This window comes from Aeromonas sp. 75A (assembly GCF_051919425.1).
Taxonomy (GTDB): domain Bacteria; phylum Pseudomonadota; class Gammaproteobacteria; order Enterobacterales; family Aeromonadaceae; genus Aeromonas; species Aeromonas veronii.
On the sequence record NZ_JBQBES010000002.1, the window covers coordinates 3011003 to 3036630 of the forward strand.

At 61.2% G+C, this 25628-nt stretch carries 19 protein-coding genes, 2 pseudogenes and 1 riboswitch; of the genes and pseudogenes, 9 read left to right on the forward strand and 12 right to left on the reverse strand.

The genetic code is table 11. The features are described from left to right. Positions 1-96 precede the first annotated feature (96 nt). Positions 97-957, reverse strand: coding sequence for a Tim44 domain-containing protein (locus ACTG2T_RS14140; RefSeq protein WP_088868600.1), 861 nt, complete (start codon positions 955-957; stop codon positions 97-99). Positions 958-1320: 363 nt separating this feature from the next. On the opposite strand from ACTG2T_RS14140, the gene dnaB reads away from it, so the two are divergent. The 3 genes from dnaB to ACTG2T_RS14155 all read left to right on the forward strand — a co-directional run bounded on the left by dnaB (position 1321) and on the right by ACTG2T_RS14155 (position 4407). Beyond that, positions 1321-2715 carry a replicative DNA helicase gene (gene dnaB / locus ACTG2T_RS14145; RefSeq protein WP_026035132.1) on the forward strand — a complete coding sequence of 465 codons (1395 nt, stop codon included), beginning with the start codon at positions 1321-1323 and terminating at the stop codon, positions 2713-2715. Between the two features lie 199 nt (positions 2716-2914). Continuing rightward, a complete protein-coding gene (gene alr, locus ACTG2T_RS14150) occupies positions 2915-3988 on the forward strand; it encodes an alanine racemase (RefSeq protein WP_021230808.1) in 1074 nt (357 codons plus the stop codon). Beyond that, positions 3988-4407, forward strand: a complete 420-nt coding sequence (locus ACTG2T_RS14155) for a secondary thiamine-phosphate synthase enzyme YjbQ (protein WP_330125663.1) — start codon at positions 3988-3990, stop codon at positions 4405-4407. Before alr ends, ACTG2T_RS14155 begins: the two co-directional genes overlap by 1 nt. 120 nt (positions 4408-4527) lie before the next feature. On the opposite strand, the gene pepE is transcribed toward ACTG2T_RS14155, so the two are convergent. The 5 genes and pseudogenes from pepE to ACTG2T_RS14180 form a co-directional block, all read right to left on the reverse strand. Then, positions 4528-5265 (reverse strand): dipeptidase PepE, encoded by a 738-nt coding sequence (gene pepE / locus ACTG2T_RS14160; RefSeq protein WP_330125662.1) that lies wholly within the window; start codon positions 5263-5265, stop codon positions 4528-4530. Positions 5266-5509: 244 nt separating this feature from the next. Further along, entirely contained in the window at positions 5510-6871 is a 1362-nt protein-coding gene (locus ACTG2T_RS14165) for an endonuclease/exonuclease/phosphatase family protein (protein WP_330125661.1), read from the reverse strand. A gap of 230 nt (positions 6872-7101) precedes the next feature. Then, the gene (locus ACTG2T_RS14170; RefSeq protein WP_266134374.1) at positions 7102-7914 is read right to left on the reverse strand and encodes a heme ABC transporter ATP-binding protein; all 813 of its coding nucleotides are present in this window, start codon (positions 7912-7914) and stop codon (positions 7102-7104) included. A gap of 11 nt (positions 7915-7925) precedes the next feature. After that, positions 7926-8956: pseudogene (locus ACTG2T_RS14175) on the reverse strand (FecCD family ABC transporter permease). Next, positions 8953-9804 carry a heme/hemin ABC transporter substrate-binding protein gene (locus ACTG2T_RS14180; protein ID WP_330125660.1) on the reverse strand — a complete coding sequence of 284 codons (852 nt, stop codon included), beginning with the start codon at positions 9802-9804 and terminating at the stop codon, positions 8953-8955. The pseudogene ACTG2T_RS14175 and the gene ACTG2T_RS14180 overlap by 4 nt, the downstream one beginning before the upstream one ends. A gap of 170 nt (positions 9805-9974) precedes the next feature. Between ACTG2T_RS14180 and hutX the strand changes: the two genes are divergently transcribed. Continuing rightward, positions 9975-10487: a heme utilization cystosolic carrier protein HutX gene (hutX, locus tag ACTG2T_RS14185; RefSeq protein WP_005362516.1), complete on the forward strand. Its 513-nt coding sequence runs from the start codon at positions 9975-9977 to the stop codon at positions 10485-10487. Beyond that, on the forward strand, positions 10484-11041 hold the full coding sequence (hutZ, locus tag ACTG2T_RS14190; protein ID WP_005335257.1) for a heme utilization protein HutZ: 558 nt from the start codon (positions 10484-10486) through the stop codon (positions 11039-11041). Before hutX ends, hutZ begins: the two co-directional genes overlap by 4 nt. 86 nt (positions 11042-11127) lie before the next feature. Here the strand turns inward: hutZ and ACTG2T_RS14195 are convergent, their stop codons facing one another. From ACTG2T_RS14195 to ACTG2T_RS14205, 3 genes are read right to left on the reverse strand one after another with little or no spacing between them, the layout of a single operon-like run. Further along, entirely contained in the window at positions 11128-11511 is a 384-nt protein-coding gene (locus ACTG2T_RS14195; protein WP_330125659.1) for a hypothetical protein, read from the reverse strand. Positions 11512-11548: 37 nt separating this feature from the next. Beyond that, entirely contained in the window at positions 11549-12103 is a 555-nt protein-coding gene (locus ACTG2T_RS14200; protein WP_005348211.1) for a cysteine hydrolase family protein, read from the reverse strand. A gap of 25 nt (positions 12104-12128) precedes the next feature. Beyond that, positions 12129-13100, reverse strand: coding sequence for a ChaN family lipoprotein (locus ACTG2T_RS14205; protein ID WP_330125658.1), 972 nt, complete (start codon positions 13098-13100; stop codon positions 12129-12131). 193 nt (positions 13101-13293) lie between these two features. On the opposite strand from ACTG2T_RS14205, the gene ACTG2T_RS14210 reads away from it, so the two are divergent. Next, the gene (locus ACTG2T_RS14210) at positions 13294-15399 is read left to right on the forward strand and encodes a TonB-dependent hemoglobin/transferrin/lactoferrin family receptor (RefSeq protein ID WP_330125657.1); all 2106 of its coding nucleotides are present in this window, start codon (positions 13294-13296) and stop codon (positions 15397-15399) included. A 289-nt stretch (positions 15400-15688) separates the two neighbouring features. Continuing rightward, positions 15689-16843, forward strand: coding sequence for a 3-phenylpropionate MFS transporter (locus ACTG2T_RS14215; protein WP_330125656.1), 1155 nt, complete (start codon positions 15689-15691; stop codon positions 16841-16843). Positions 16844-16906: 63 nt separating this feature from the next. Here ACTG2T_RS14215 and ACTG2T_RS14220 read toward each other — a convergent pair. From ACTG2T_RS14220 to ACTG2T_RS14230, 3 genes and pseudogenes are all read right to left on the reverse strand, one after another. Beyond that, a pseudogene (locus ACTG2T_RS14220) lies at positions 16907-18123 on the reverse strand (hypothetical protein). A gap of 7 nt (positions 18124-18130) precedes the next feature. Next, positions 18131-18340 carry a helix-turn-helix domain-containing protein gene (locus ACTG2T_RS14225; RefSeq protein WP_005335250.1) on the reverse strand — a complete coding sequence of 70 codons (210 nt, stop codon included), beginning with the start codon at positions 18338-18340 and terminating at the stop codon, positions 18131-18133. A gap of 7 nt (positions 18341-18347) precedes the next feature. After that, the gene (locus tag ACTG2T_RS14230; RefSeq protein WP_330125654.1) at positions 18348-18896 is read right to left on the reverse strand and encodes a DUF2975 domain-containing protein; all 549 of its coding nucleotides are present in this window, start codon (positions 18894-18896) and stop codon (positions 18348-18350) included. 215 nt (positions 18897-19111) lie between these two features. Between ACTG2T_RS14230 and ACTG2T_RS14235 the strand changes: the two genes are divergently transcribed. Together ACTG2T_RS14235 and ACTG2T_RS14240 are read left to right on the forward strand one after the other, a co-directional pair. Next, positions 19112-22567, forward strand: a complete 3456-nt coding sequence (locus ACTG2T_RS14235; protein ID WP_330125653.1) for a hybrid sensor histidine kinase/response regulator — start codon at positions 19112-19114, stop codon at positions 22565-22567. A gap of 234 nt (positions 22568-22801) precedes the next feature. Beyond that, positions 22802-22889, forward strand: a riboswitch (cyclic di-GMP riboswitch). A 102-nt stretch (positions 22890-22991) separates the two neighbouring features. Then, on the forward strand, positions 22992-25586 hold the full coding sequence (locus tag ACTG2T_RS14240) for a glycosyl hydrolase family 18 protein (protein WP_330125652.1): 2595 nt from the start codon (positions 22992-22994) through the stop codon (positions 25584-25586). The last annotated feature ends 42 nt before the right edge of the window (positions 25587-25628 follow it).

Sequence of the window (25628 nt, forward strand, 5' to 3'; positions counted from 1 at the left end):
AGTCTCTATTTGGTCTCGTTGTGCCCCATAAAAAAATAGCCAGTCAGGCTTAACTGACTGGCTATTGCCTAGTGACTAACTGATAGGCGCGAAGCCTTACAGCTGCTCGATCCCGACGATATGCCAGGGGGCATTGTTCTTGGCCAGATCGCGCTCGAGGTGCCACACCTCTTTGATGTCTTCTTCGACCTGCTCCTGACGGTCCATGTAGCGGCCGCTGAAGCGCACGCTCACCTGGGCCCAGTCGCTGCCATAGTCAGCACGTACCAGCTGGGTGTCGACATACATTACTTCTGTGTGCTGGTCGCCAGTCAGTTCGGCGCGCTCGGCTTTGAGCTGTTCAAACAGCTCGGGGCTGACGTATTCGCGCACTTTTTCCAGATCGTTCTTGTTCCACGCCTCTTGCAGGGTGCGATAGTGATCGCGGGCACCGGCCAGGAAGCCGTTCATGTCAAAGCCCGGCGGCAGGCGGAACGGCACGTCGCTGTCGGCAAAGCCGGTGGCTTGCGGGGCGCTGTTGCTCTGCTCAAATTGCTGCGGGGCCGCGGATTGCGGTGGCTGATAGCCCGCATAGGCCGCCTGTTGTGGCTGTGGCGTCGCGACCTTGCCCTTGCGCAGGGTACGGATCAGGAAGACGGCACCCAGCGCCAGCAGGGCGATCAGCAGGAAGTCCATTCCTTGCAGACCTTCAAAGGCACCGCTGCCCAGCAGGTAGGCAAACAGGCCGCCAGCCAGCAGGCCGCCCAGCAGGCCACCCATCATGCCGCTCTTTTTCGGCGGAGTCTGGGCATTCAGTGTCGGATTCTTGTTGTCGACCGGTTTGGCCGCAGGCTGTGCCGGCGCAGTTTTGTAACTTTTACCAAAGGATTTGCCGCCGCCAAACTTCTTGGCTTCGGCGTGAGGTGCCCCCAGGCCAATGGCCAGGATCACGGCAAACAGGGTCAGCATCTTTTTCATTTTGACTCTTTTCACTCTCGTCTGTGGGTGGGGCATGCTCCGCTTTGGCAAGCTCAGCAAGGCGCATGGCAGGCTGCCTGTCCCTAATTGTGTCGCAGCTTGTATTCATCAATATCACCTCTGGCATGAATTATTCATGAACGAGGTTGCCGCGATGCGGCGTCAAACAAGAGGAGTAAACCGGATGAAAAGCAGAAGATTGAGTCGCAAGGAGCGCAAAATGCGAAGCAAAATCAAAATGGTCAAGGTAGAGCAGACTCTGGTTTGGCCCTTTATGATGGTATGAGCCGCCAGATAGGGCTCGCCGTAGTTGGCTTTCTTTTGTAAAATTCCCGTCCCCTTCCCGCTGCGGTTTTTATGTGTATGGCAGAGCAAGTGACGGCGAAAAAAGACGCCAAGACACAACAGCTGAAAGTTCCTCCCCACTCTTTTGAGGCCGAACAGTCCGTACTGGGCGGCCTGATGCTGGATAACGATGCCTGGGATCGGGTTGCCGAACGGGTGATCGATCAGGATTTCTACAGCCGTCCGCACCGGTTGATCTTCCAGGCCATGACCCGCCTCTCCAACGCGGGCAACCCCATCGACCTCATCACCCTGCAGGAGGAGCTGGAACGCTCCGAACAGCTGGAAGAGGCGGGTGGCTTCGCCTATCTGGTGGAGATCGCCAAGAACACCCCGAGTGCCGCCAACATCAACGCCTACGCCGAAATCGTGCGCGAGCGGGCGGTGGTGCGGGAGATGATCTCGGTCGCCAACGAGATAGTCGAAGCAGGCTACGAGCCACAGGGCCGTACCTCCGGCGATCTGCTGGATCTTGCCGAGAGCAAGGTATTCAAGATTGCCGAGCAGCGCACTAGCGCCAACGAGGGGCCCCAGCCCCTGAAGCTGATCCTCGAGCAGACTGTCGACAAGATTGAAGAGCTGTTCAAGACCCCCCACAACGGGGTGACCGGGGTATCGAGCGGTTACAACGATCTCGACAAGATGACCGCCGGTTTGCAGCGTTCGGACTTGATCATCGTGGCGGCCCGTCCCTCCATGGGCAAGACCACCTTTGCCATGAACCTGTGCGAGCATGCGGCCCTCACCGCCGACAAGCCGGTGCTTATCTTCTCGCTGGAGATGCCCTCCGAGCAGATCATCATGCGTATGCTCGCCTCGGTCGGTCGCATCGATCAGACCAAGGTGCGTACCGGTCAGCTCGACGACGAGGATTGGGCACGCCTCTCCTCCACCATGGGATTGCTGCTGGAAAAGGGCAAGATGTATATCGATGACGCCTCCGGCCTCACCCCGACCGATGTGCGCTCCCGTGCCCGTCGGGTGGCACGCGAGCACGGTGGCCTATCCATGATCATGGTGGACTACCTGCAGCTGATGCGGGTGCCGGCGCTCTCCGATAACCGTACCCTGGAGATCGGCGAGATCTCCCGCTCTCTCAAGGCCTTGGCGAAAGAGCTGCAGTGCCCGGTGGTGGCGCTCTCCCAGTTGAACCGAAGCCTGGAACAGCGGGCCGACAAGCGCCCGGTCAACTCGGACCTTCGTGAATCGGGCTCCATCGAGCAGGATGCGGATTTGATCATGTTTATCTATCGTGATGAGGTTTATCACGATGACAGCCCGGACAAGGGGATTGCCGAGATCATTATCGGCAAGCAGCGTAACGGCCCTATCGGTCGGGTGCGCCTCACCTTCCAGGGTCAGTTCTCCCGGTTCGACAACTACGCCGGTCCGGCGTTTGATGACGATTATTGATAAGTAACAATCATGGCAATCCTGTGGTCAGGATTGCCACCACCGCTCTGACCCGCTTGCCATTCACTGCAAAGCAGCCCGTCAGAGCCTGTTTTCCCGGTTCGACAATTATGCCGGTCCGGCCTTCGACGACGATAAGTGAGTGGCGGTCTTCGGCCCGATGAGGGGGAGACCATTTGTGCCCTCGTAAGGGAAAACCATGAAAGCGGCTACTGCCCAAATCAACACTGCGGCCTTGCGCCACAACCTCGCCGTGGTCAAGCGCCACGCCCCTGCTTGCAAGATCATCGCTGTGGTCAAGGCCAACGCCTATGGCCATGGACTGCTGCCGGTCGCCCGCACCCTGGTGGATGCGGATGCCTATGCGGTGGCCCGCATCGAAGAGGCGCTGATGCTGCGCTCTTGCGCCGTGGTCAAGCCCATCGTGCTGCTGGAGGGCTTCTTCTCCGCCGACGATCTGCCGGTGCTGGCGGCCAACAATCTGCAGACGGCGGTTCATACCTGGGAGCAGCTCGAAGCGCTGGAGCAGGTCGAGCTGCCAGCCCCCGTGGTGGCCTGGCTCAAGCTCGACACCGGCATGCACCGCCTCGGGGTGCGTGCCGACGAGATGCCCGCCTTTATCGAGCGCCTCGGCAAGTGCAAGAACGTGGTGCAGCCGTTCAACATCATGACCCACTTCAGCCGCTCCGATGAGCTGGAGCAGCCCACTACCCGCGAGCAGATCGATTTGTTCAGCAAGTTGACCGCACCGCTGGCGGGCGAACGGGCCATGGCCAACTCGGCGGGCATTCTGGCCTGGCCAGACTCCCACTGCGACTGGGTTCGCCCCGGTGTCATCCTCTATGGCGTCTCCCCGTTCCCCAACACGGTGGCGGCCGATTACGACCTGCAGCCGGTGATGACCTTGAAAACCCAGCTGATTGCGGTGCGGGATCACAAGGCGGGCGAGCCGGTGGGCTACGGCGCCAACTGGGTGTCAGATCGCGATACCCGGCTCGGGGTGATCGCCATCGGCTACGGTGACGGTTATCCGCGCATGGCGCCCAATGGCACTTCCGTGCTGATCAACGGCCGCATCGTGCCGCTGGTGGGGCGTGTCTCCATGGATATGAGCACCGTCGATCTTGGGCCCGGCGCAACCGACAAGGCCGGTGACGAGGCGGTACTGTGGGGCGAGGGGTTGCCGGTGGAGCGGGTGGCCGACGAGATTGGCACTATCCCCTACGAGCTCATCACCAAACTCACCTCCCGCGTCTTTATGGAGTATGTCTGATGTGGCAGCACTGCCTGCTGACTCTGAAGCCCCGTTCACGGGGCTTTCATCTGGTGACTGACGAGCTGGTGGCCAAGCTGCCGATGCTGGCGGATTACCGGATTGGCATGGCCCACCTGCTGCTGCAACACACCTCCGCCTCGCTCACCCTCAACGAGAATTACGACCCCAGCGTGCGCAGCGATATGGAGGCCCATCTGCACCGGCTGGCGCCGGAAGATGCCCCCTACTATCGCCACACTTATGAGGGGGCGGATGATATGCCCGCCCACATCAAATCTTCCCTGCTCGGGGTGAGCCTGCAACTGCCGATCTGCGATGGTCAGCTGGCGCTCGGCACCTGGCAGGGGATCTGGCTTGGCGAACATCGCGTCGATGGCGGTGCCCGCAAGGTGCTGGTGACCCTGCAGGGTGAGTAAGCAGGCTGCAACCAGCTGAAAGATGACGATAAAAAAGAGGGATGGCATTGAGCCATCCCTCTTTTGTTTTTACGGTTTCGCGAGCTATCCGCTTGCAAGTGGCACGGCGCTCTGCGTGGCTCAGCCGACCTTGAAGGGGGTCAGTTCGGCCAGCGGGGCTGCGTCCATAAAGGCTTGCGGCTCCTGACCGTGTTTGAAGATCTTAAAGTCCTGCTCGCGTGCGCTCCAGTACTCCAGACGCTCGCTGCCGTTTTCTCCGGTGATTTGCAGCAGGCTCGCTTCACGCAGGGCCACCACGTGCTCGCTCGGGTTGATGGCGCAGAACTCCGCCAGACGCTCGTCGCGGGTCTCGCCCATGTGGCCGCTGATGCTGGCGTCCAGATAGTGCGGGTTGATCTGCAGCGGGAACAGGCCCAGCGCCGGCAGCACGGCGGCGCTGCAAACCGGCATGTCGTTGGTGGTGCGGATGCTCGGGGTCGCCACGTTGCAACCGGCGCTCCAGCCCACATAGGGGACGCCCCGCTCACGCACGGCACGCTGGATCGGCACGATAAGGCTATTTTCGTGCAGCATCTGGTTGAGGCGCCAGGTGTTGCCGCCGCTGATAAAGATGGCGTCGGCCTGATTGACGGCCTCGACCGGATCATCGAAGTGATGAATGCTGATGGTCTCGATCCCGAGGCTCTCGGTAAGTTCGTTGGCACGGGCATCCCAGTCGCTGCGGATCACCGCGTAGGGGATGAGCAGGATGCGTTTGACCTGTTTGCGAGCCAGCAGGCTTTGAACCCGATCACGGGCCCAGCCGAGCAGACCCGGAAATTCGTTGGCTTTACCATTGCTAAGCAGAAGCAGTTCCATCAAATCGTTCCTCAAAAATTGAAAGCGGAGGAGGGAGGGCCACCGGATCCGCCGTGCGGCCGGATGGCAAGAGGAGGCATGCTACCATCATTGGCGCGGCGGTTCTGTGATCGCGAGGCCCAATCAACGGCTATGGAGGAGTTATGGATGGATAACTCAATGCCAGCTGGTGGATTAATAAGCAGAGCTCCGCTCGCTGCCCATCGCCAATAAAAGACCCCGCCGCAGCGGGGTCATGGCAGAGTTAGTCGAGTTTGAGATCGACCCAGACCATGCGGTGGTCCGAACTGACTCCCTTGGCGATGCCGAGTTTCGCATCATAGACCAGGTGATAACCGGCCTCGAAGCTGGCAGGCCAGAAGACGCCGCTCTTGACCGCGTTGAGGTTGGCGGAGGGGATGACGTGATCAAGCTGCAGCACGCTGGAGTTGGTGATGCGTTCCGGGTTGGGGCGAGTGAGGTTGCGTTTGCAGTCGACCCCCTTGCTGACACACTCCGGGCCCCCTTCGCTGACCGGGATCAGGGTGCCATTGGTGATGGCCTGATTCATCAGCGGGTTGTTTAGCAAATCCTGAATGGCAGTCAGGTCGCCGTCACCGGTGAGCGGATCGGCGTTGAGATCACCCGCGATAACGAACTTGGCGTTTTTGGCCAGCCCACCCTTGGTGCCCTTGTCATCGGTCATGTAGTCGAGACCCTTGACGTAGTCATTCCAGAAGGCGATCTCGGCGCGGTTGTGCTTGACGGTGTGACGCGCCGCGTTGGCAAAGATCGGCGGGGTCGGGTGGGAGATCAGGAAGTGGATCACCTCTTCCCCCTTCTCGGTCTTGATCCGTACCGGCACATCGGCGTGGTTCTTGGAGGAGAGCGGGTACTGCTGCCAGGCTGCATCTGAATACCAGGCGTCGCCACACTGGCGGCTGGCCGGGATCTTGACCTTGGGATTGTTGCAGTCATCGATGATGGGGTTCTTCTCGCCCGGCATATCCTTCCACTTGAAGTTCTGGAAGGTACGGATCTGCTTGGTGTCAATGGGATATTTGGACATCACCGCAAAGGCGTACTGGCCGTGATAGTTGCCAAAGCCCCAGGCATCGTCGGGGCCGTTGTTGATATTGCCATCCAGATTGAGGTCATAACCGCTCATCAGGCCGGTGTTGGTAGCGAAGTTCTGCATCACCGGATAGCTGATGGCGGTCACTTCGGTATGCTGAGCGTGGGCCAGATAGTTGTCATTGAAGGCTTTCAGATCGGCGGTGCTCTCGCCTTTGCCGTCGTTGTCGAACTCATTGAGCAGGAACACATCCGGGCGGGTGCGCTGGATGATCTCCGCCACGTTGCGGATCTGCTGCACGTTCTTGGCTTTGGTTTCAGTGGCGCCGCTCAGGCTCCCTTCGGCGAGGCGGGCCAGCAGGGCATCCTGCTCGGTGCGGGTCAGCGCCAGCTCGCCAGTCAGCATACCGGCGGCAGTGCGGTCAAAAGAGAGGTTGAAGGTGGCAAAACGAACCATGGGATCAGCTGCCTTTGAGTCGTTGTCGCTGTTGCAGCCTGCCAGCATCCCGAGAGAGATGGCGGCAGCCAGTAGTGTCTTGTTGATATTTTTCATTGTAATTGTTCCGTAGCATCAATGAGTTATGCCTTCTGTGAGGCAGCGCCATTATAAGTAGACGGCGATGCTGCGGGGATTTTGCCTGAGTAAAGTGTGAGGATATTCACACCACATATCTGGCGATGATGAATGTTAGCAGGGCGATATGGGGTGTGAAAAACCGGTTTATACGCTGCAGTTTCCGGGATGAATGGCGCGCTTCCAGCCGTTACCGCATTCTGAATTTGTCACACCACCATCGGCAGGCCGCTCTCGGGGTGGTGGATCACCTGTGCCGGATAGTCATAGAGACGGGCAATCAGCTCGGGGGTCAGCACCTCGGCAGGTGTGCCATCGGCCATCAGCTTGCCCCGTTCCAGCATCACCAGCCGATCGGCATAGCGCGCCGCCAGATTGAGGTCGTGCAGCACCACCAGCACAGCTGTATTGCGGCTGGCCAGGGCGCGCGCCATGGTGAGCAGCTGATGCTGGTATTTCAGATCCAGCGCCGAGGTGGGTTCGTCGAGCAGCAGCAGGCGGGGTTGCTCGGCTTGCCCGGTCGGAGAGGGGGCTTGCCAAATCTGCGCCAGCACCCGGGCAAACTGCACCCGCTGCCGCTCGCCGCCGGAGAGCCCGGGATAGAGCCGTTTGGCCAGATGCTCGACCCCGGCATGGGTCATGGCCGCCGCCACTATCTCGTCACGCCGCGCCGCCGGTTCACTGTGGGGCAAGCGTCCCATGGCGACCACTTCTTCGCAGAGAAAGGGGAAGTTGAGTGAGGAGCTTTGCGGCAATACCCCGAGCCGGTGGGCCAGCTGGCTGCTGTCCCACTGCTGGCGATCTGCGCCAAACAGGGTGATGGAACCCTCATATTCCAGCTCGCCGGTCAGGCACTTGAGCAGCGAGCTCTTGCCCGCCCCGTTGGGGCCGAGCAGGGCGGTGAGGGTGCCGCTCTCGAGACTAAGATCGAGCCCATCCAGGATCTGACGCTGGCCACGGCGCAGGCTGAGTCGTGTGCAGCTCAACAGGGGGGAGGAGTGTGAGGATGAGAGTGATTGCATAACAGTCCGTATCACAGGGCGCGGCGGCCTTTTACCAGCAGCCAGATGAAGAATGGAGCGCCGAGCAGGGCGGTGATGATGCCCACCGGCAGCTCGGCCGGGGCCAGCAGGGTGCGAGCCAGCATGTCGGCCGCCAGCAGCAGGGCGGCGCCAAGCAGGGCCGAGAGCGGCAGCAACCTGACATGGTTGGGGCCTGCCAGCAGGCGCACCAGATGGGGCACTACCAGCCCGACGAAGCCGATCATCCCGGCTACCGCCACCGCCACCCCGACGCCCGCTGCGGTGAGCAGGATCAGGCGACGTTTGAGGGATTGCACATTGACCCCAAGATGACGGGCCTCTCCTTCACCCAGCAGCAGGGCGTTGAGGGGATTGGCATCGCGCATAAAGAGCCACAGCAGGGCCGCCAGGGTGAGCAGGGCCAGCGCCACATCGGCCGGTTTGCCTGCCGCCAGCGTTCCCATCTGCCACAGGCTCAGGTTGCGCAGCATCTGATCGTCCGCCAGATAGGTGAGCAGGCCGATCACCGCGCCGGAGAGCGCCGTGATGGCGACCCCGGCCAGCAGCATGACGGTGACCGAGGTGCCGCCCTCCCGGGTGCCGAGCAGATAGACCAAGGTGGTGGTGAGCGCGCCGCCGAGAAAGGCGAGCAGCGGCAGCAGGCCAACCCCTATGGTGGCTTGCAGCTGCTGGCCGAGGGGGGCCAGCAGCACGATGGCGAGCGCGGCACCGAGCGCCGCACCGCCGGAGACACCTATGATGCCGGGGTCAGCCAGGGGGTTGCGAAACAGCCCCTGCATCACGGCGCCACAGAGCCCGAGGATCCCCCCACTGCGATGCAGAGCAGGGTTCTCGGCAGGCGAATTTCCTGCACGATCAGCAGTTTGTGCGACTCAATCCCGCTCTCCTGCCCGGCAAACAGCGCCCGCAGACTCTCGCCCAGGGTGAGGGTCATGGGGCCGGTTGCCAGCGAACCGAGCAGCAACAGCGCCAGTGCGGCCGTGGTGAAGGCCAGCAGCCAGGAGAGGGGTAACCGCATCATGACCCCTGCTTGATCCACTGGGCGATCTGGTTCGCCTGTTGCAGGGAGTTGAGGCTCAGGCCCCCTTGCAGGGCGTGACCGTCGATGGCGTGAATGGCGTTGCGCTTGCCTGCCGGGGTAGCCGCCAAGGCGGGCACTTCGGCCAGCACCTTGGCCGGATCGGCATATTGCTGCCAGTCACGACCGCTGACCAGCACCAGATCGGGCTGCATCTCGATGAGGGATTCGGCGGATACCGGCTTGTAGTTGCGCAACTCGGCGACCGGATTGATGCTGCCTGCCAGCGAGATCAGCGCGCTGGCGGTGGTGTCCCCCCCGGCGATGCTGGTGGGTTGCCCCTTGTGCAGCAGCAGGAAGGCTACCTTGAGCGGTTTGTTCTGTTTGGCTTGCGCCGCCAGCTGATCGGTCTGAGCCTGGATCTCTGCCTTCAGGCGATCGCCAGCAGCTTTATCGCCCAGCAGGCTGGCGAGGGTGTCGATACGCTGGTTGAGGTTGGCGAGAGTCGGCGCGGTATCCAGCACCTCCACCTTGACCCCGGCACGGCGCAGCTGATCCAGGGTCGGGGCCGGCCCCATCTCGTCACTGCCCACCAGTCGGGTGGGGGAGAGGCTCAGGATCCCTTCGGCGGCCAGTGCCCGGTGATAACCCACCTTGGGCAGCCCTTTTGGCAAGGGACTGCTGACATCGGTGGCGATCAGGCTCGATTCACCGCCAAGGGCCAGAATGAGTTCTGTGGTGGCCGGGCCGATACTGACGATACGATCTTTCTGGCCGTCGGCGGCAACGGCAGAGAAGGGAGAGAATGAACTGCAGAGCAGGGTGATGGCGAGGGCAAGACGACGGCCCATGCTAACCTCCGAAGGGGTGAATGAAACGGGTGTGCCGCCGAGAATATCAAGGCTTTGGAAAAAATGCACTGATAATGATAGCAATTATCAATTGCATTGATTCCAGTGCTTTATTAGAGTAGCCGCCATGATAAACAGCGGGACGACCTGGTCCCGCAGAGGGAGAAAACATGAGCATTGCACAACGCATTCACGCGCTGCTGGAGCAGGATCCCGGCGCTCATCCGTCCACCCTGGCGGCCCAGCTTGCCATCAGTGAATGGGAGGTGGTTCGCCATTTGCCCGCCGAGCTGGTGACCCTGTTGCCCGCCGATCGCGCACAAGGTCTGCTGGAAGATTTGGCCGACTGGGGCCCGGTGACCACCATCGTTGAATCAGAAGGATCCATCTTCGAGGTAAAAGCCCCCTTCCCGAAAGGCAAGGACGCACGCGGTTACTACAACCTGATGGGCCGCGACGGTGAGCTGCATGGTCACCTCAAGCTCGACAACGTGGCGGGGATTGCGCTGGTCAGCAAGCTGTTCATGGGCAAGGAGGGGCACTCCTTCCAGTTCTTCGGTCACTCCGGCCGCTGCATTTTCAAGGTCTATCTGGGTCGCGATGAGAAACGCCAGCTGCTGGCCGATCAGGTCACCCGTTTCATGGCGCTGCGCCACAACTCTCAAGAGGAAGTCAAAGCATGAGTGAACGTCAGGAGCGTCTGCAGAACCGCCTGCAACCGGAGATCCGCGAGTTTCGCGACAGCTGCCGCACCCTGCAGCTCGCCACAGTCGATGGCGAAGGCAACCCCAACGCTAGCTATGCCCCGTTCGTGCTGCAGGAAGATGGCTACTATGTGCTGATCTCCGAGATCGCTCGCCACGCCCGTAACCTGCAACAGGTGCCGCGGGTATCCCTGATGCTGATCGAGGATGAGAGCGGTGCCCGCGAGCTGTTTGCCCGCAAGCGCCTGACCTTCGATGCGGTGGCTGAAGTGGTGGCCCGTGACGACGCCCGCTGGAGCAAGGCGGTGGCGGCGCTGGAGGGGCGTTTTGGCGAGATCATCAAGGGTCTCTCCAACCTCAAGGATTTCAAACTGTTCCGCCTCAAACCGGAACAGGGGCTGTTCGTCAAGGGCTTCGGACAGGCGTTCGCGGTTTCCGGTGACGAGCTGGTGGATTTCGTCCATCTGGTGGAAGGGCACAAGCGCATCGACAACGGTGCCGAGCTAACCAGCCCGGCCGATGCGCCGGTCTGATAATCTCTGTCGACCACTACAGCCGTCATAACAAAACGGGCAGCCAATTGGCTGCCCGTTTTTATTGCGTTATCTCATCCGCCAGTTCAATCCTGCCAGGAGGCCTTGTTGGGAAAAGCGCGACGATCGGCGTCGGTGGCAGTTTCGTTGCACTCTCCCCGCACCTTCCAGGAGGTCTGGCTCAGCACTATGTAGCCCTGGCGGCAATACTGCTTGGTCGCCAGGGTCTCGGTCAGCAGGTTCTCCTGTAACGCCTCCCGCTGTTCCAGCAGCCGCTGGCTCTGGGCCGCCGAGAGGCCGCGCGGCAAGGTGTCGTTGGGCGCGGCTTCAAAGGTGAACCGCTTGCTCCCCTCCTCGTTGATGTGGGTCAGAAACAGGGGGGTCGGCCCGTCATACTTCTGGCCGGGCAAGCTGGAGCAGGCCGACAGCAGGGGAACAATCAACAACAGGGTGGCAGACAACAGGCGCACGACAGACTCCAGTGAGAAACGAGGCGAGGCTCGCAGATTAGCACGGCTGCAGGGCGGGTGTTACTGCCAGCAGCTCGTCGGTGGTGAGCAGGGTCACACTGCGCCCCTCCGGCAGGCTGAGGTGGCGCCACATCCAGTGATGGTGCTCGGTGATCTGGGCCGCGCTCAGGTGGGGGCGATCGGCGGTGGTGTGACCATCGCTCAACACCAGCACCTCGTACCCATGGGAGGCCGCACTGCGCACTGTGGTATCGACGCAAAAATCGGTGGCGCAGCCACAGAGGATCAGTCGATCGACCGGCTGCTCGGCCAGCAGGAAGGCAAGCTCGGTATCGAGAAAGCTGTCACAGGCCGTTTTGCGCACCCGGCTCTCCCCCTTGGCCGGTTGCAGCGCACTGTGCAACTGCCAACCCGGGGTGCCCGGTTCCAGTTCGGTACCAGGGGGCGAGTCATGCTGGATATAGATGACCCGTCCCTGTTGCTGTCTGACATGGGCCGCAGCCCGATTGATATTGGCCAGCACCTGCTCCTGGCGGTAACGGGGCTCGTTGAACAAGCCTTGCTGCACATCGATGATCAGTAACACATCCATATTTTACCCGCCGTTTCCTGGAAGATTAGGGTTGCAGCCACTGGCTGCAGTCACGACTGCGGGATTGATGCAGCGCGCCCATATCTTGCTTCATCTCGTCACTGTTTTGCCAGCGCTTAGGCAGCGGCATGATGGTTACCTGCACATCGGCTGCGCGATCTGCAACAGAGGTCTCATCTGTGCGGGGCACGACCAGCGCTACCTTGAGGGCAGGATTGCGGCTGGCGATGCGACTGGCGAGCCCAAGCCCCCCCTCGACGTGGAAATTGCCGGCGATATGCATGATCTGCTGGCCCGGGTGCTTGGCGAGATAATCCACCATGCTCTCGGCCATGGTGTCATCCCAACTGGTCTGGGCGGCGAAGCGGCGGGCGTTGCTGTCGGCATCGCCGTGGTGCATGGAGGCCATAAATTTCTGGCGATAGGGATCATCCCCCTGCGTCAGTTGGCGGGCCAGCTGGCTGCGGCGCGACGCGGGCAGTTTGTCTAGCCACTCAGCCCCCTCCTGACCGACACAGCTCACCAGCGGCTTGGGGGCGTTGGCGGCGATCACCGGCATCTGGTGCGCTTTGGCAAACTCTACCAGCGGGCGGTAGTCGCTCGGATAGTTGGGCCAGGCGTTGCCTTCGCGGATCAAGGCCGCTTCACCAATCTGGTTCGCCAGATAGGCATCCAGCGTCTTCTGATCGGCGCGGCTGAACTGCTCCATAGAGAGGGCCAATGGCCGACCGTGCTGCTGACCTGTGGTGTAGAGCCCGCTCAGCAGGCGCGATTGCAACAGATGCACGGCGGGATGGCTGTGCAGCTCACCCACCAGAATGATGTCGGCGTCGGCAATGCGCGCGATCGCCTGCTCCAGCGTCAGGTCTGCGTCTCCCTCGCTGCTTAGCCGGTAGTCATAGAGCGTCTGCAACTGTGATGACTGGGTCGGTTGGGTGGGGGTGGCACAGGCTGCCAGCAGCAGCGGCAGGGCGAGCAGGGGAAGTCGTCTAATCATGGGATCTCACGGCTGATATGCCCGGATGCCGGTGCATCTCGGGGGGCTAATAGAGAATAAGGGCAACACAGGGCGACAGTGTAAAACCAATTTGGTTCAAAACAAATGAGAATGATTTCGTTTCTTGTTGATCTTTGCCGAGAGCCGGGTAATATGCGGCCTGTTTGATAACAGTTCTCAATAAGGATTCGCTGTGACCCATCATAACGCACTCTCTCTGGTTGCCCTCGCCGTGGCGGCCGGTCTCTCTTCCCAGGTCTTTGCTGCCACCCAGAAGGCGGATGAAGTCGTGGTCGTCAGCGGCTCACGGATGGAGCAAAAACTGGAAGATGTCTCCGGCCCCATCTCGGTGATCACCGCCAAGCAGATTGAAGAGCAGGTCGTCACCAACGTCGCCGACCTGTTCCGCTACGAACCCGGTGTGACCGTGCTCGGCGGTCAGGGGGATGCGCAGACCTTTATCATCCGCGGCATGGGTGAAAACCGGGTCAAGGTGGTGCGCGACGGTGTGCGCCAGAACGATGCTTACAGCAAGGGCGGTGTTGGCCAGAGCTACTTCGATACCGACATGATCAAGCAGGTAGAAGTGGCAAAGGGGCCGGCGTCTGCCGCCTACGGCTCCGATGCGCTGGGTGGCGTGATTGCCATCACCACCAAGGATGCCAGCGATTTCCTCAAGGGCAAGGATAGTTATCTGGATGTGACCAGCGGTTACGCCTCCAGCAGCCACCAGAAGATGGCGGGCTTTACCGGCGCCCTGCGCACTGGTGAAGTGGAGAACCTGCTGCGCTACACCTGGCGCGATGGCGGTGTGACCCAGAATTTCGACTCCACCAAGAACGACTTCGATATCGGTACCCACGCCCTGCTGCTCAAGAGCAAGTGGAACCTCTCCGATGAGCAGTTCCTCAAGCTGACCGTTGACTACCTGACCGATGGCGAGGATCCGGATGCGGTCAAGCTCAACAAGGTCGGTACCGGTACTGCCCGTGTCTTTGATCAGCCCATCACCGACAAGCAGACCGACAACCTATCTGTGGTGCTGGATCACGGCATCGCGCTGAATCAAGGCTGGGCCGATCGGATGGATAGCAAGGTTTACTTCGCCCGCACCAAGCAGACGCTGGATCAGTACGCCTCATCCAAGTATCCGGTCAGCCCCGGCAACCCCTATGTGACCAAAAACTCGCTTGATCACAACGTGTTCGATCAGAAGAACATCGGCGCCCAGCTGCAGTTCCACAAGGCGGTCGCCAACCACCGCCTGGCCTGGGGGGCTGAATACGAGCACACCGACAACGAACGTACCCGTTACAAGGGGCCGACGACTCCCGGTGATTTTGTCGGCTACAACGAGCTGAGTTTCCCGGCTACCACCAGCGAGCGCAGCGCCCTGTGGGCCTTTGACGAGATCAAGTTTGGCGAACGCTGGGTACTGACCCCGGGTGCCCGTTATGACTACTACCGGATGACCCCGGACAACGATCCGGCCTACACCGGCGACAAGCTGCACAAGTTCTCCGAAGGGGAGTTGTCACCCAAGCTGGGTCTGGTGTTCAAGGCCCACGAGGCGGCCAACCTGTTCGCCCAGTACAGCCACGGTTTCAAGGCCCCCATGTATGACAGCGCCTTCTCCACCCTGAACCATCAGGCGTACGGCTATCGCATCGAGCCCAACCCGAACCTCAATCCGGAGAGCAGCGACGGCATCGATCTTGGCGTACGTGGCAGCAGCAACGGCTTCAGCTATGAAGTGGCCAGCTTCTACAACAAGTTTGAAGACTTCATCGAGATGGTGGAAGTGGGCAAAGAGGGGCGCACAGCCGTCTACCAGTACCAGAACCTGAGCAAGGCGACCACCAAAGGGGTCGAAGCCAAGGCGGATTACTGGCTCAACGATATCGTTAATGTCTGGGGCAACCTCGCCTACATCGAAGGCAAGGATGGGGATGGTAACTACATCAACAGCCTGAGCCCGCTCAATGGCTCGATCGGTGTGCGTCTGGAACAGTCCCAATGGAACTTCAACACCGCGCTGCGCTTTGCTGACGACATGGACAAAGTCCGTAAAGACAGCAAAGGCAACGATTACGTGAAGAGCGCCGGTTGGGGTGTTGTGGATATGTACGCCCAGTTCAACCCGATGACCGATCTGCAGCTCAACGTCGGGGTCTTCAACCTGTTTGACAAGGAGTACACCAGCTACGAGCGCATCGCCGGTCGTGCCGAGGGCTCCGATAACAGCATGATGACCGAACCGGGCCGCAACCTGAGTGCACGGGTCAAATACGTATTCTAAAGAGCAAACAACAGACGCAGATGATCAAAGGGGCTTCGGCCCCTTTTTTGTCGCCGCCATGTTGTGACGATGGAGCAGAGCAAATGTTTGCCTAAAAAAGAAACCCGCCATGGGCGGGTGGAAGGATTGCAACACTAACCAGGAGGAGGTGTTACCAGGTAGACCCCACTTCTTCGGTAATAGTTCAATTTTATTGAAGTTTTTTCGTTTTCTTAGCGGGGTTTCCATCGGGATCTGCGGGGGCGGATGAGTTATCATTCTGCTCCCGTCATCCGGTTGCAGAGGATCTATGCCCGCGTTTTCCTGGTTAGCGCTCTTTTTCGGCGCCTTCTATTTTGTCTACGGTGCTTACTTGCCGTTCTGGTCGCTCTGGCTGGAGGGGGTGGGCGTCAGCGCCGAGATGATTGGTCTCCTGCTGGGGGCGGGGATGGCGATCCGCTTTGCCGGCAACCTGATGGTGATGGGGCAGATCAAGGGGGCGGGCCATCTGCTGCCGGTTACCCGGTTGCTCTCCCTGCTCAGTCTGCTAGCGTTTCTCGGCTTCTATCTCAGTCATAACCTCTGGTGGTTGGTGGGCTTGACCCTGCTGGCGAACTTTATCTATCCGACCCTGATGCCGATGGGGGAGGCGCTGGCGACCCGCATGGTGGTGCAGGCGCACCTCGATTACGGCAAGGTGCGGCTGTGCGGTTCGTTTGCCTTTATTGTCGCCTCGACGCTGGTGGGGGCGCTGGTAGGCAACTTCGGTAGTGACTGGATTTTGCACACCATGGTGGCGGGGCTGGTGCTGATGCTGCTGCTCAGCTGGCTGCCGCTCTATCCGGCGCCACAGGATAGTCAGGGCGAGCGGGCGAAGGCCTCTTTGCTGGCGACCCTGCGCAGTGCACCGGTACGTCGCTTCTTGCTGCTGACGGCGTTGCTGCAGGGGAGCCACGCCGCCTATTACGGTTTCAGCGCCATCTACTGGAAGGCGCAAGGGTATAGCGGCACCATCATCGGCTATCTCTGGGCGCTCGGGGTGGTCGCGGAGATCTGCATGTTCGCCGCCGACAAGCGTTTCCTGCAGCGCTTTGGCGCCCAGAGTCTCTTTATCGCCGGCGCCATCGGTTGTGTGGTGCGCTGGGTATTGCTGGGGGCCTCGACCGAGTTGTGGGTACTGGTGCTGGGGCAACTGCTCCACTCGGTCACCTTTGGCATGAGCCATCTGGGGGCGGTGCGTTTCATGACTCGCCAGCTGCCCGCCGAACAGTTGATCCCGACCCAGGCGCTCTATGCGGCCCTTGGCCTCGGCATGACGGTGGCGGCCCTGATGGCACTTTGCGGCGTGCTGTTCGAGCCTCTCGGCGGCGGCATCTTCTTCCTGATGGTGCTGGTGGTCTTGCCGGTCTTCTTCCTGCGGCTGCGCCCCTTTGCGCCGTCTGCGCAGGAGAGGGCTCCGGCCTGAGAAATGCACATCTGAACAGGGAGAGCCACGGCTCTCCCTTTTTTGTTGCTGCGGTTTGCGGCGTTACTGTTGCTCGCCAAGATAGAGGCGGCTGAGGCGGCGCCAGGTGTCCGAGCCGATGGTGCCGGCAAGCAGCTCATTGGAGGCGGCATCAAAGCGGCCATCCGGCAGCCAGCCCAATTGGGGCAGCAGTTGCGCCAGCGTCACGTCATTGTGCTGCAGCTCCCGCTCCAGCGCTTCCCAGAAGGCGCTCCCCTTGACGTAAAAGAGCGGGTAGTAGGAGCGATCGCCCGCCAGCACCTCGCGAGCCGCCCGATAGAGGCCACTCTCGCTATGGGGCATCTGTTTGCCCCGCTCGGCCAGCTCGTTGACTGCCGTGACCTGATGCAGCCGAAAGCGGCGCAACGCCTTGATGGCGAGGTACTCGGCGAGGCTCTCGTTGACCCAGGTGGGTGGTGGAGCAGAGTGGCGAGCGCTGAGGATATGCACCGCCTCGTGGCCGAGGTGCGCAGCAGGCGCAAGGGGGCCTGTGGCGTCGGCTTGCCAGCCTCGGTGGGGTAGTTGGCGACAAACACCTGATTTCCGGCGGCGCCGCCGAGGGAGCGGGTCGCCACATCCCGCCCCAGCCACACCAGTTGCCATGGATGAGCGGGCGGATCCACATCGAGCTGGAAGGCCAGATAGTCGATGATCTCATTCAGTTGCTGCTGCAAGGCCGGCAGATCGAGCTGGTTGGCGGTCTCGTCATGGCTCAGCACCAGCCGCGGATCCGGCTTGGTGACGGGCACTGTGTCCAGACCAAACGGCAGGATCAGCGGCGGCTGGTTGACATCCGGCAGTGGTTGGCAGCTGCCATCCGGCAGACAAACCTTTCCTTGGCGACTCCCCATCTGGCGCACAAAGTTACCCCACTCGGTCAATAGCCACTGATTGGGTGCGAACAAAAGCGACTGTTGGGCCGAGGCATCAGCACCCTCTGCCGGAGCCGGTGTGAGCGTGATCTGCCAGCCAACCTCTTTGCAAGAGAAGGGCTGGTTGAAGGCAACCGGCTGGTTGTCTGCAAGGCAGATCAGCGCGGGGGAAACCGCCGCGGCACTGCCCGGCAACTGGCGGGCGGGGAGCAGGGTAAAAGGGGGCTTGCCCTGCATGGTGAGGCGCACTTGCAGTACATTGGCGCTGGCGCCCTGCTCGATAAGGTAGCGGGGGCCGTTCGCGTCATTGCCAGCGCAGGCCCACAGCGGCAGCAGCCACAGGGCAAACAGGGTGATATGACGACTCATAAGAGGGTTAGCGCTCCTGCTCGTAGCCCAGCAGATCGCCGGGCTGGCATTTGAGTTCACGGCAGATGGCCTCCAGAGTGGAGAAGCGCACCGCCTTGGCGTGGCCATTTTTGAGGATCGAGAGGTTGGCCTCGGTGATGTCGATGCGCTGGGCCAGCTCGCGGGCGGTCATTTTACGCTCGGCCAGCAGGGCATCGAGTCGGATGATAATGGGCATAGGATCCTCACACCGTCAGTTGCTGTTCATCGGCCAGCAGTTTTGCCTCGCGCATGACCAGTGCCAGCGCCAGTACGATCAGTCCCGCCAGCAGTACCCGGAAATCTGAGGTACTCAGCGCTATGGTACCGAGTACTTCCGGGCCTCTCATGGTGAGCACCGTATCCAGCAAGGGGGTCAGGATCAACTCGACCTGGAAGGTTGCACAGAGCAGCAGTCCGATCTGGCGGTAGCGGCGGATCTGCTCGAAGGTGAAGAGCAGACCGGCGCGGTAGCCGCGAAACAGCTGACGCAGTTGCCAGAGCATCATCATAAAGACCAGATCCGGCAACAGCTGTACCAGGGTCCCTAGCAGCCGGGTGGAGAAGTGAAGGGGATAGTCGGCAGGATTGATGCCGGGGCGGCTCAAGATGGTGTTGAGCTTCTCCTGCAGAAAATCGGCGCCACCGAAGGGGGTCCACACCTCCAGCAAGGTGATCAAAGGGGTCGCCAGCAGTGCCAGCAGCAGCAGCCATTCGATCAGCATGCTCGAGCGTTCGAGTTTGTTGGAGATCATCTCATTCCTCACTGTGATGGTTTTATCTGAAAGGTAAAGTTTATCGTTTATCAATATCCACATCGGCAATGTTTATTGTTTTGCGATATACAGTCAAGATAAAACTTATTGAAAAACGATAATTTCAATCTGTCCGAAGGGGATGACTTTTGGCTGCTGCCTCTCTAGACTGGCGAGGTTGTATACAAAAACTCAACATGGACAAGGAGTTATCGATGCACCAGGGATGGCTGCTGATCGGATTGTCGCTCACCTATCTGGGGCTGCTGTTTCTGATCGCCTTCGTGGCAGACAAGCACAAACGGCACCGTCTCAAGGGGCAACCGCTGCTCTACAGCCTGTCGCTGGCGGTCTACTGCACCTCCTGGACCTTCTTCGGCACCGTGGGGCAGGCGAGTGAATCCCCCTGGTCGCCGGTGCCCATCTACCTTGGCCCCATGCTGGTCTTTCTGTTTGGCTGGCGGCTGCTGGCGCGCCTTATTCTGGTGGCCAAGCGCGAGCACATCACCTCCATCGCCGACTTTATTGCCGCCCGTTACGGCAAATCCCAGCGGCTTGCCATGGTGATCGCCCTCATCGCCATCATGGGGATCCTCCCCTATCTGGTGTTGCAGCTTAAAGCCATCGTCACCGGGCTGGATCTGCTGATGGTCAACAGCGGCGGCATCAGCCCGACCAGCAATACCAGCGAGCTGGCGCTCGGGGTCACTCTGCTGCTGGCGCTGTTCAGCATCCTGTTCGGTACTCGCCATCTTGATGCCACCGAGCACCACAGGGGGATGGTGGTGGCCATCGCTTTCGAGTCGGTGGTCAAATTGCTGGCCTTTATCGCGGTGGGGGGCTTCGCCCTCTGGCTGATCCTGAGCAAACCGGGCGAGGCTCACGAACAGGTGACCCGCGACTTTTTTGCGCAGGTGGTGGCGGTGAGCCCCGGCAACCTGCTGGAGCTTGCCATCTATACGGTGCTGGCGATGTGCGCCGTTATCTGCCTGCCGCGCCAGTTTCATGTGACTGTGGTGGAGAACAATCAGGGGCAGGATTTGCACTGGGCGCGCTGGATCTTCCCGCTCTACCTGTTCGTGATGGGGCTCTTTATCTGGCCGTTGGCGCTGGCGGGCAAGCAGTGGGTGGGGGCTGACATGGCCTCCGACACCTATGTGATCAGTCTGCCGATGGCCCTCGGTTTCGATGGCATGGCGATGTTGGCGTTTCTCGGCGGTACTTCGGCGGCCACCGGCATGGTGATCGTCTGCACCATCGCGCTGGCGATCATGGTGAGCAACGATCTGGTGCTGCCAGTGTTGCTGCGCCGCTTCTGGCGGCAGGGGCGTGACGAGCGGCTGGTACGGCTGCTGTTGCAGGTGCGGCGTGGCGCCATCCTGCTGATCTTGCTGGCGGCCTGGGGGCTCTACCTCTGGCTCGGTGATCTCACCAGCTTGTCGCGCATAGGCTATCTCTCCTTTGGCGCGGTGGCCCAGTTTGCGCCGGCTCTGCTGCTCGGTCTCTACTGGCGTCATGGCAATCGCAAGGGGGTTTATCTTGGGTTGAGCCTCGGAGTGAGCCTCTGGTTCGTCACCCTGCTTGTGGAGAGCGGGCTGCTGGCCGGTTCACCGCTGGCTGAACTGCTGGCGCCGCCGGACTGGCCCGCGTTTCGCGAGCTGAGTCTCGGGGCCTGGTGCATCTTCCTGAGCCTGCTCTTCAACCTGCTCGGCTATGTGGCCGGTTCCTTATTGTCGCGCCCTGCGGTGAGCGAGCGGCTGCAGGCGGCCAACTTTGTCGGCAAGCCGAGCCGCGATACCGCCGCCCTCTATCAGGCGCGGGTCTCGGTCAAGGAGCTGGAGATGCTGGCGGCCCGCTTCGTCGGTTCAAGCCGGGTCAAACGCGCCTTTGGTCGTTTCGCCGGTGAGCGGGGCGGCACCCTGGCGCCCCAGATGCAGGCCTCGGCCGAACTGATTGCCCATACCGAGCGGCTGCTGGCGGGGGTGTTTGGTACCTCGTCGGCGCGGTTGGTGCTCGCCTCGGCCCTGCAGGGGCGCAACATGCAGCTCGAGGAGATCGCCACCATAGTCGATGAGGCCTCCGACGTGTTTCGCTTCAACCGAGGCTTGTTGCAGGGGGCGATCGAGCATATCGGGCAGGGGATCTCGGTGGTGGACAGGGAGCTTCGGCTGGTGGCCTGGAACCGCCGCTACATCGAGCTGTTCCACTATCCGCCGGGGCTTATTCAGGCAGGGCGCCCCATCGAAGAGATCATCCGCTACAACGCCCAGCAGGGGCTCTGTGGCCCCGGCGATATCGAGGATCACGTGGCGCGGCGGGTCGCCTTTATGAAGCGGGGTAGCGCCCATATCTCGGCGCGGGAGCGCCCGGACGGGCGGGTGATCGAGATGCAGGGCAACCCCATGCCCGCCGGTGGTTTCGTCATGACCTTTACCGACATCACGCCGTTTCGCGATGCGGAGCGGGTGCTGCGCGAAGCGAACGAACATCTGGAGGCGCGGGTGGCCGAGCGCACCCGTGAGCTCTCCGAACTCAACCGCCAACTATTGCTGGTGAACCAGCAGGTGGAGCGGGCCAATCAATCCAAGAGCCGTTTTCTGGCGGCGGTCAGCCACGATCTGACCCAGCCCCTCAATGCCGCCAAGCTGTTTACCTCCTCCCTGCTGGAGATGTTGCCCGATGCTGGCGAGCAGGCCCGCATCGCCCGCCATATCGATGATGCGCTGGGGGCGACCGAGGATCTCATCACCGATCTGCTCGATATCTCGCGGCTCGAAGCGGGCAAGTTCAAGGCCAAGAAGCTCGACTTTGCCCTGCGCGATCTGCTCGACAACCTCAAGGCGGAGTTTGGCGTGCTGGCCCAGGCGGGGGGGATCCACTTCTCGGTGGTGGAGAGCAAGCACGCGGTGCACAGCGATGTGCGCCTGCTGCGTCGGGTGCTGCAAAACTTCCTCACCAATGCGTTTCGCTACAACCCGGGCGGCAGGGTGCTGCTTGGTTGCCGCCGGATGGGGGACAAGATCCGCATCGAGGTGTGGGACAACGGCCCCGGCATCCCGCAGGACAAGCGGGAGGCTATTTTTGACGAGTTCTCCCGTCTCGATCACTCCCGTACCGCCAAGGAGCAGGGGCTGGGTCTGGGGCTCGCCATCGCCCGCGGCATCTCGCTGGTGCTCGGTCATCAGCTCACATTGCAGAGCTGGCCGGGCAAGGGATCGGTCTTTGCGGTGACCCTCAATCTGGCGACCCGGCCGGTCACGGCCCATCAGCTGGCGGCGCCGGTGGTGCGTGACAGCCAGCTGGAAGGGGTAGCCGTGCTCTGTATCGACAACGAGCGGGACATTCTGACCGCCATGAGCACCCTGCTCGGCCGTTGGGGCTGCGAGGTGCGCTGCGCCGTCGATCTGGCCGAAGCCGAGGAGCTGGTGGCAGACGGGTTTGTGCCAAGACTGGTGCTCTCTGACTACCACCTCGACGATGGCAAGACCGGGTTGGAGGCGCTCGCTGCCCTGCAACGGGTGTGTGGCGACGAGCTGGGGGGCATCATCATCAGCGCTGATCGCAAGAGCGAGCTGCAGGCGCAGATCCGCGAGCGTGGGTATGGCTACATCAGCAAACCGGTCAAACCACTCAAACTGCGGGCCCTGATGAACAGTCTGCTGCTGCGCTAGCCACATCCGGGGCGGCTAGCCGTGAACCTGCTCACAAAACCGTACAATGATCCTGTGGCCCGTGGTCATGGATGAATGCCGAAAACAGAGATTTATTGGCGAAGATCTCTTCATCTCCCTGCGTAATCGCCGCCAGTTACAGTATTGGCTTGCCACTGTCGGTCAACGCCGACAGTGGCAGACCGGATTGGCTCACTCTATAGTCGGGATGCGATTTTTTGCATCGCAAATGAAGTAACCGAAGGGCAAACCGATCGCAAGATCGGGACGCAAAGCTTCCGGTCCAGAGATGAGCCGTACTTGAGATAGCGGGGCCACCACAGGTTGTTGTGCACCTTTGCCAAGAGGCCGCACTGCCGTCTGCGTTACCTGTCAGGGCGTAGCCCTTTTCGTTGCCAACATAACGAAATAGGGAAATAAAAAAATGCTAAGTCCAAAGCCTACCATGCTGGCCCTCGCGGTCGGTCTGTGCTGCGCCTCGTCCGCTTATGCTGCGGTGCCCGGCAAGCCGACCATCGGATGGGGCCCCACCAAGTTTTCCATCGTTGAAGTCGATCAGGCGGCCACTGCCTACAACAATCTGGTCAGGGTAAAGGATGCCGCCGATGTGGAGGTGAACTGGAACCTCTGGAGCGGCGATCTGGGCCAGAGTGCCAAGGTACTGCTCAATGGTCAGGAGGTGTGGTCCGGCCCCTCGGCCGCAGCGGGCAGCGCCAAATTCAAGGTGAAGAAAGGGGGGCGCTACCAGATGCAGGTGGCGCTGTGCAACGCCGATGGCTGTACCCTCTCTGATGCCAAGGAGATCGTGGTCGCCGATACCGACGGCAGCCATCTGGCGCCACTCAAGGCGCCGCTGCAGGAGAACAACAAGCCCTATGCCAACAAGTCCGGCAAGGTGGTGGGGACTTACTATGTGGAGTGGGGCGTCTATGGCCGCAAGTTTACGGTGGACAAGATCCCGGCCCAGAACCTGACCCATATCCTCTATGGTTTCACCCCCATCTGCGGCGGGGATGGCCTCAACGACAGCCTCAAGGAGATCGAAGGGAGCTTCCAGGCGTTGCAACGGGCGTGTGCCGGCCGGGCCGACTTCAAGGTGGCGATGCACGATCCCTGGGCCGCCATCCAGATGCCGCAAGGCAGCCTCACTGCCCATGACGAGCCCTACAAGGGCAACTTTGGCGCCCTGATGGCGCTCAAGCAGGCCTATCCGAACCTCAAGATCCTCCCCTCGGTCGGCGGCTGGACCCTCTCCGATCCCTTCTATTTCCTCGGTGACAAAACCAAGCGCGATGTGTTTGTCGGCTCGGTGAAAGAGTTCCTGCAGACCTGGAAGTTCTTCGATGGTGTGGATATCGACTGGGAGTACCCGGGCGGACAGGGCGCCAACCCGAAACTGGGCAGCCCGAGCGATGGTGCCACCTATGTGGCCCTGATGAAGGAGCTGCGGGCCATGCTCGACGAGCTGGAGGCAGAGACCGGTCGCCAGTATGAGCTCACCTCGGCCATCGGGGCGGGGGGCGACAAGATCCAGGATGTGGACTACAAGGCGGCCCAGCCCTACATGGACCACATCTTCATGATGACCTACGACTACAACGGCGCCTGGAGCAACACCGAGCTGGGCCACCAGACCAACCTCTATCCGGCGAGCTGGGACCCCGATACCAAGTACACCACCGACAAGGCGGTCAATCAGCTGCTGGCGCAGGGGGTTGAACCGGGCAAGCTGGTGGTCGGTGCCGCCATGTATGGCCGTGGCTGGACCGGGGTGAGCGGTTATCAGGGCAACAATCCCTTCACCGGCAAGGCGACCGGCAAGGTGAAAGGCACCTGGGAGGACGGGGTGGTGGATTACCGCGACATCGTCAACAACCGGATGGGGGCTGGCTGGGAGAAGGGCTACGACGAGGTGGCCGAGGCGCCCTATCTGTTCAAGGCTTCGACCGGCGATCTCATCACCTATGACAACGAGCGCTCGGTCAAGGCCAAGGGGCAGTATGTGCTGGCCAACAAGCTGGGTGGCCTCTTCTCCTGGGAGATCGACGCCGACAACGGCGACATCCTCAATGCCATGCACGAGGGGTTGGGCCACGGCGAGGGGACGACTCCACCAGCCAACAAGCCGCCGCTGGCCAACGCGGGCAGTGACCTCAAGGTGACCGGTCCGACCGAGGTGACGCTGGATGGTTCGGCCTCACACGATCCGGAAAACAGCACTCTCAGCTACAGCTGGAAGCAGATCTCCGGCCCGCAGGCTGCCCTGCTTGATGCCACTCAGGCCAAGGCCCGCGTGGTGCTGGATGCCGTGACTGCCGACATCAATCTGGTGTTCGAGCTGACGGTGACCGATGACCAGCAGTTGAGTGCCAAGGATCAGGTTGTTGTCACCAACAAGGCGCCGCAGGCCAATCTGGCGCCGGTGGTGAGTCTACCTGCTACGGCCTCTGTGGAGGCGGGCAAGCAGGTGACCATCAAGGCGACCGCCTCTGATCCGAACGGTGATCCGTTGACCTATCAGTGGAGCGTACCGGCAGGCATCACCGCAACGGGTCAGAACAGCGCCACTCTGGTGGTGACCGGCCCGAGCGTCACCAGCGACACCGGCTATGACTTGAGCGTCACCGTCTCCGACGGCGGGCTGGATGCCAGCGCGGCAACCCGTCTGACGGTCAAACCGGCCAGCAGCGGCGGTGGTTGCACGGCAACCGATCCGGATGCGGCCAACTGGCCAGTCTGGAAAGCGGCAAGCACCTATAACAGCGGCGACAAGGTGAGCCACAACCAGCTGGTGTGGCAGGCCAAGTACTGGACCCAGGGCAACGAACCTAGCCGCACCGCGGATCAGTGGCTGCTGGTGAGCAAGGTGCAACTGGGTTGGGATGCCAATGTGGCCTACAACGGTGGCGAGCTCACCACCCATAACGGCCGTCAGTGGAAGGCGCAGTACTGGACCAAGGGTAATGAGCCCGGCAAACACGACGTCTGGCAGGATGTGGGAGCCGCCAGCTGTAAATAAGCATTGAATGGTGGCGGGGCATGCCAGTCATGCCCCGTTTTT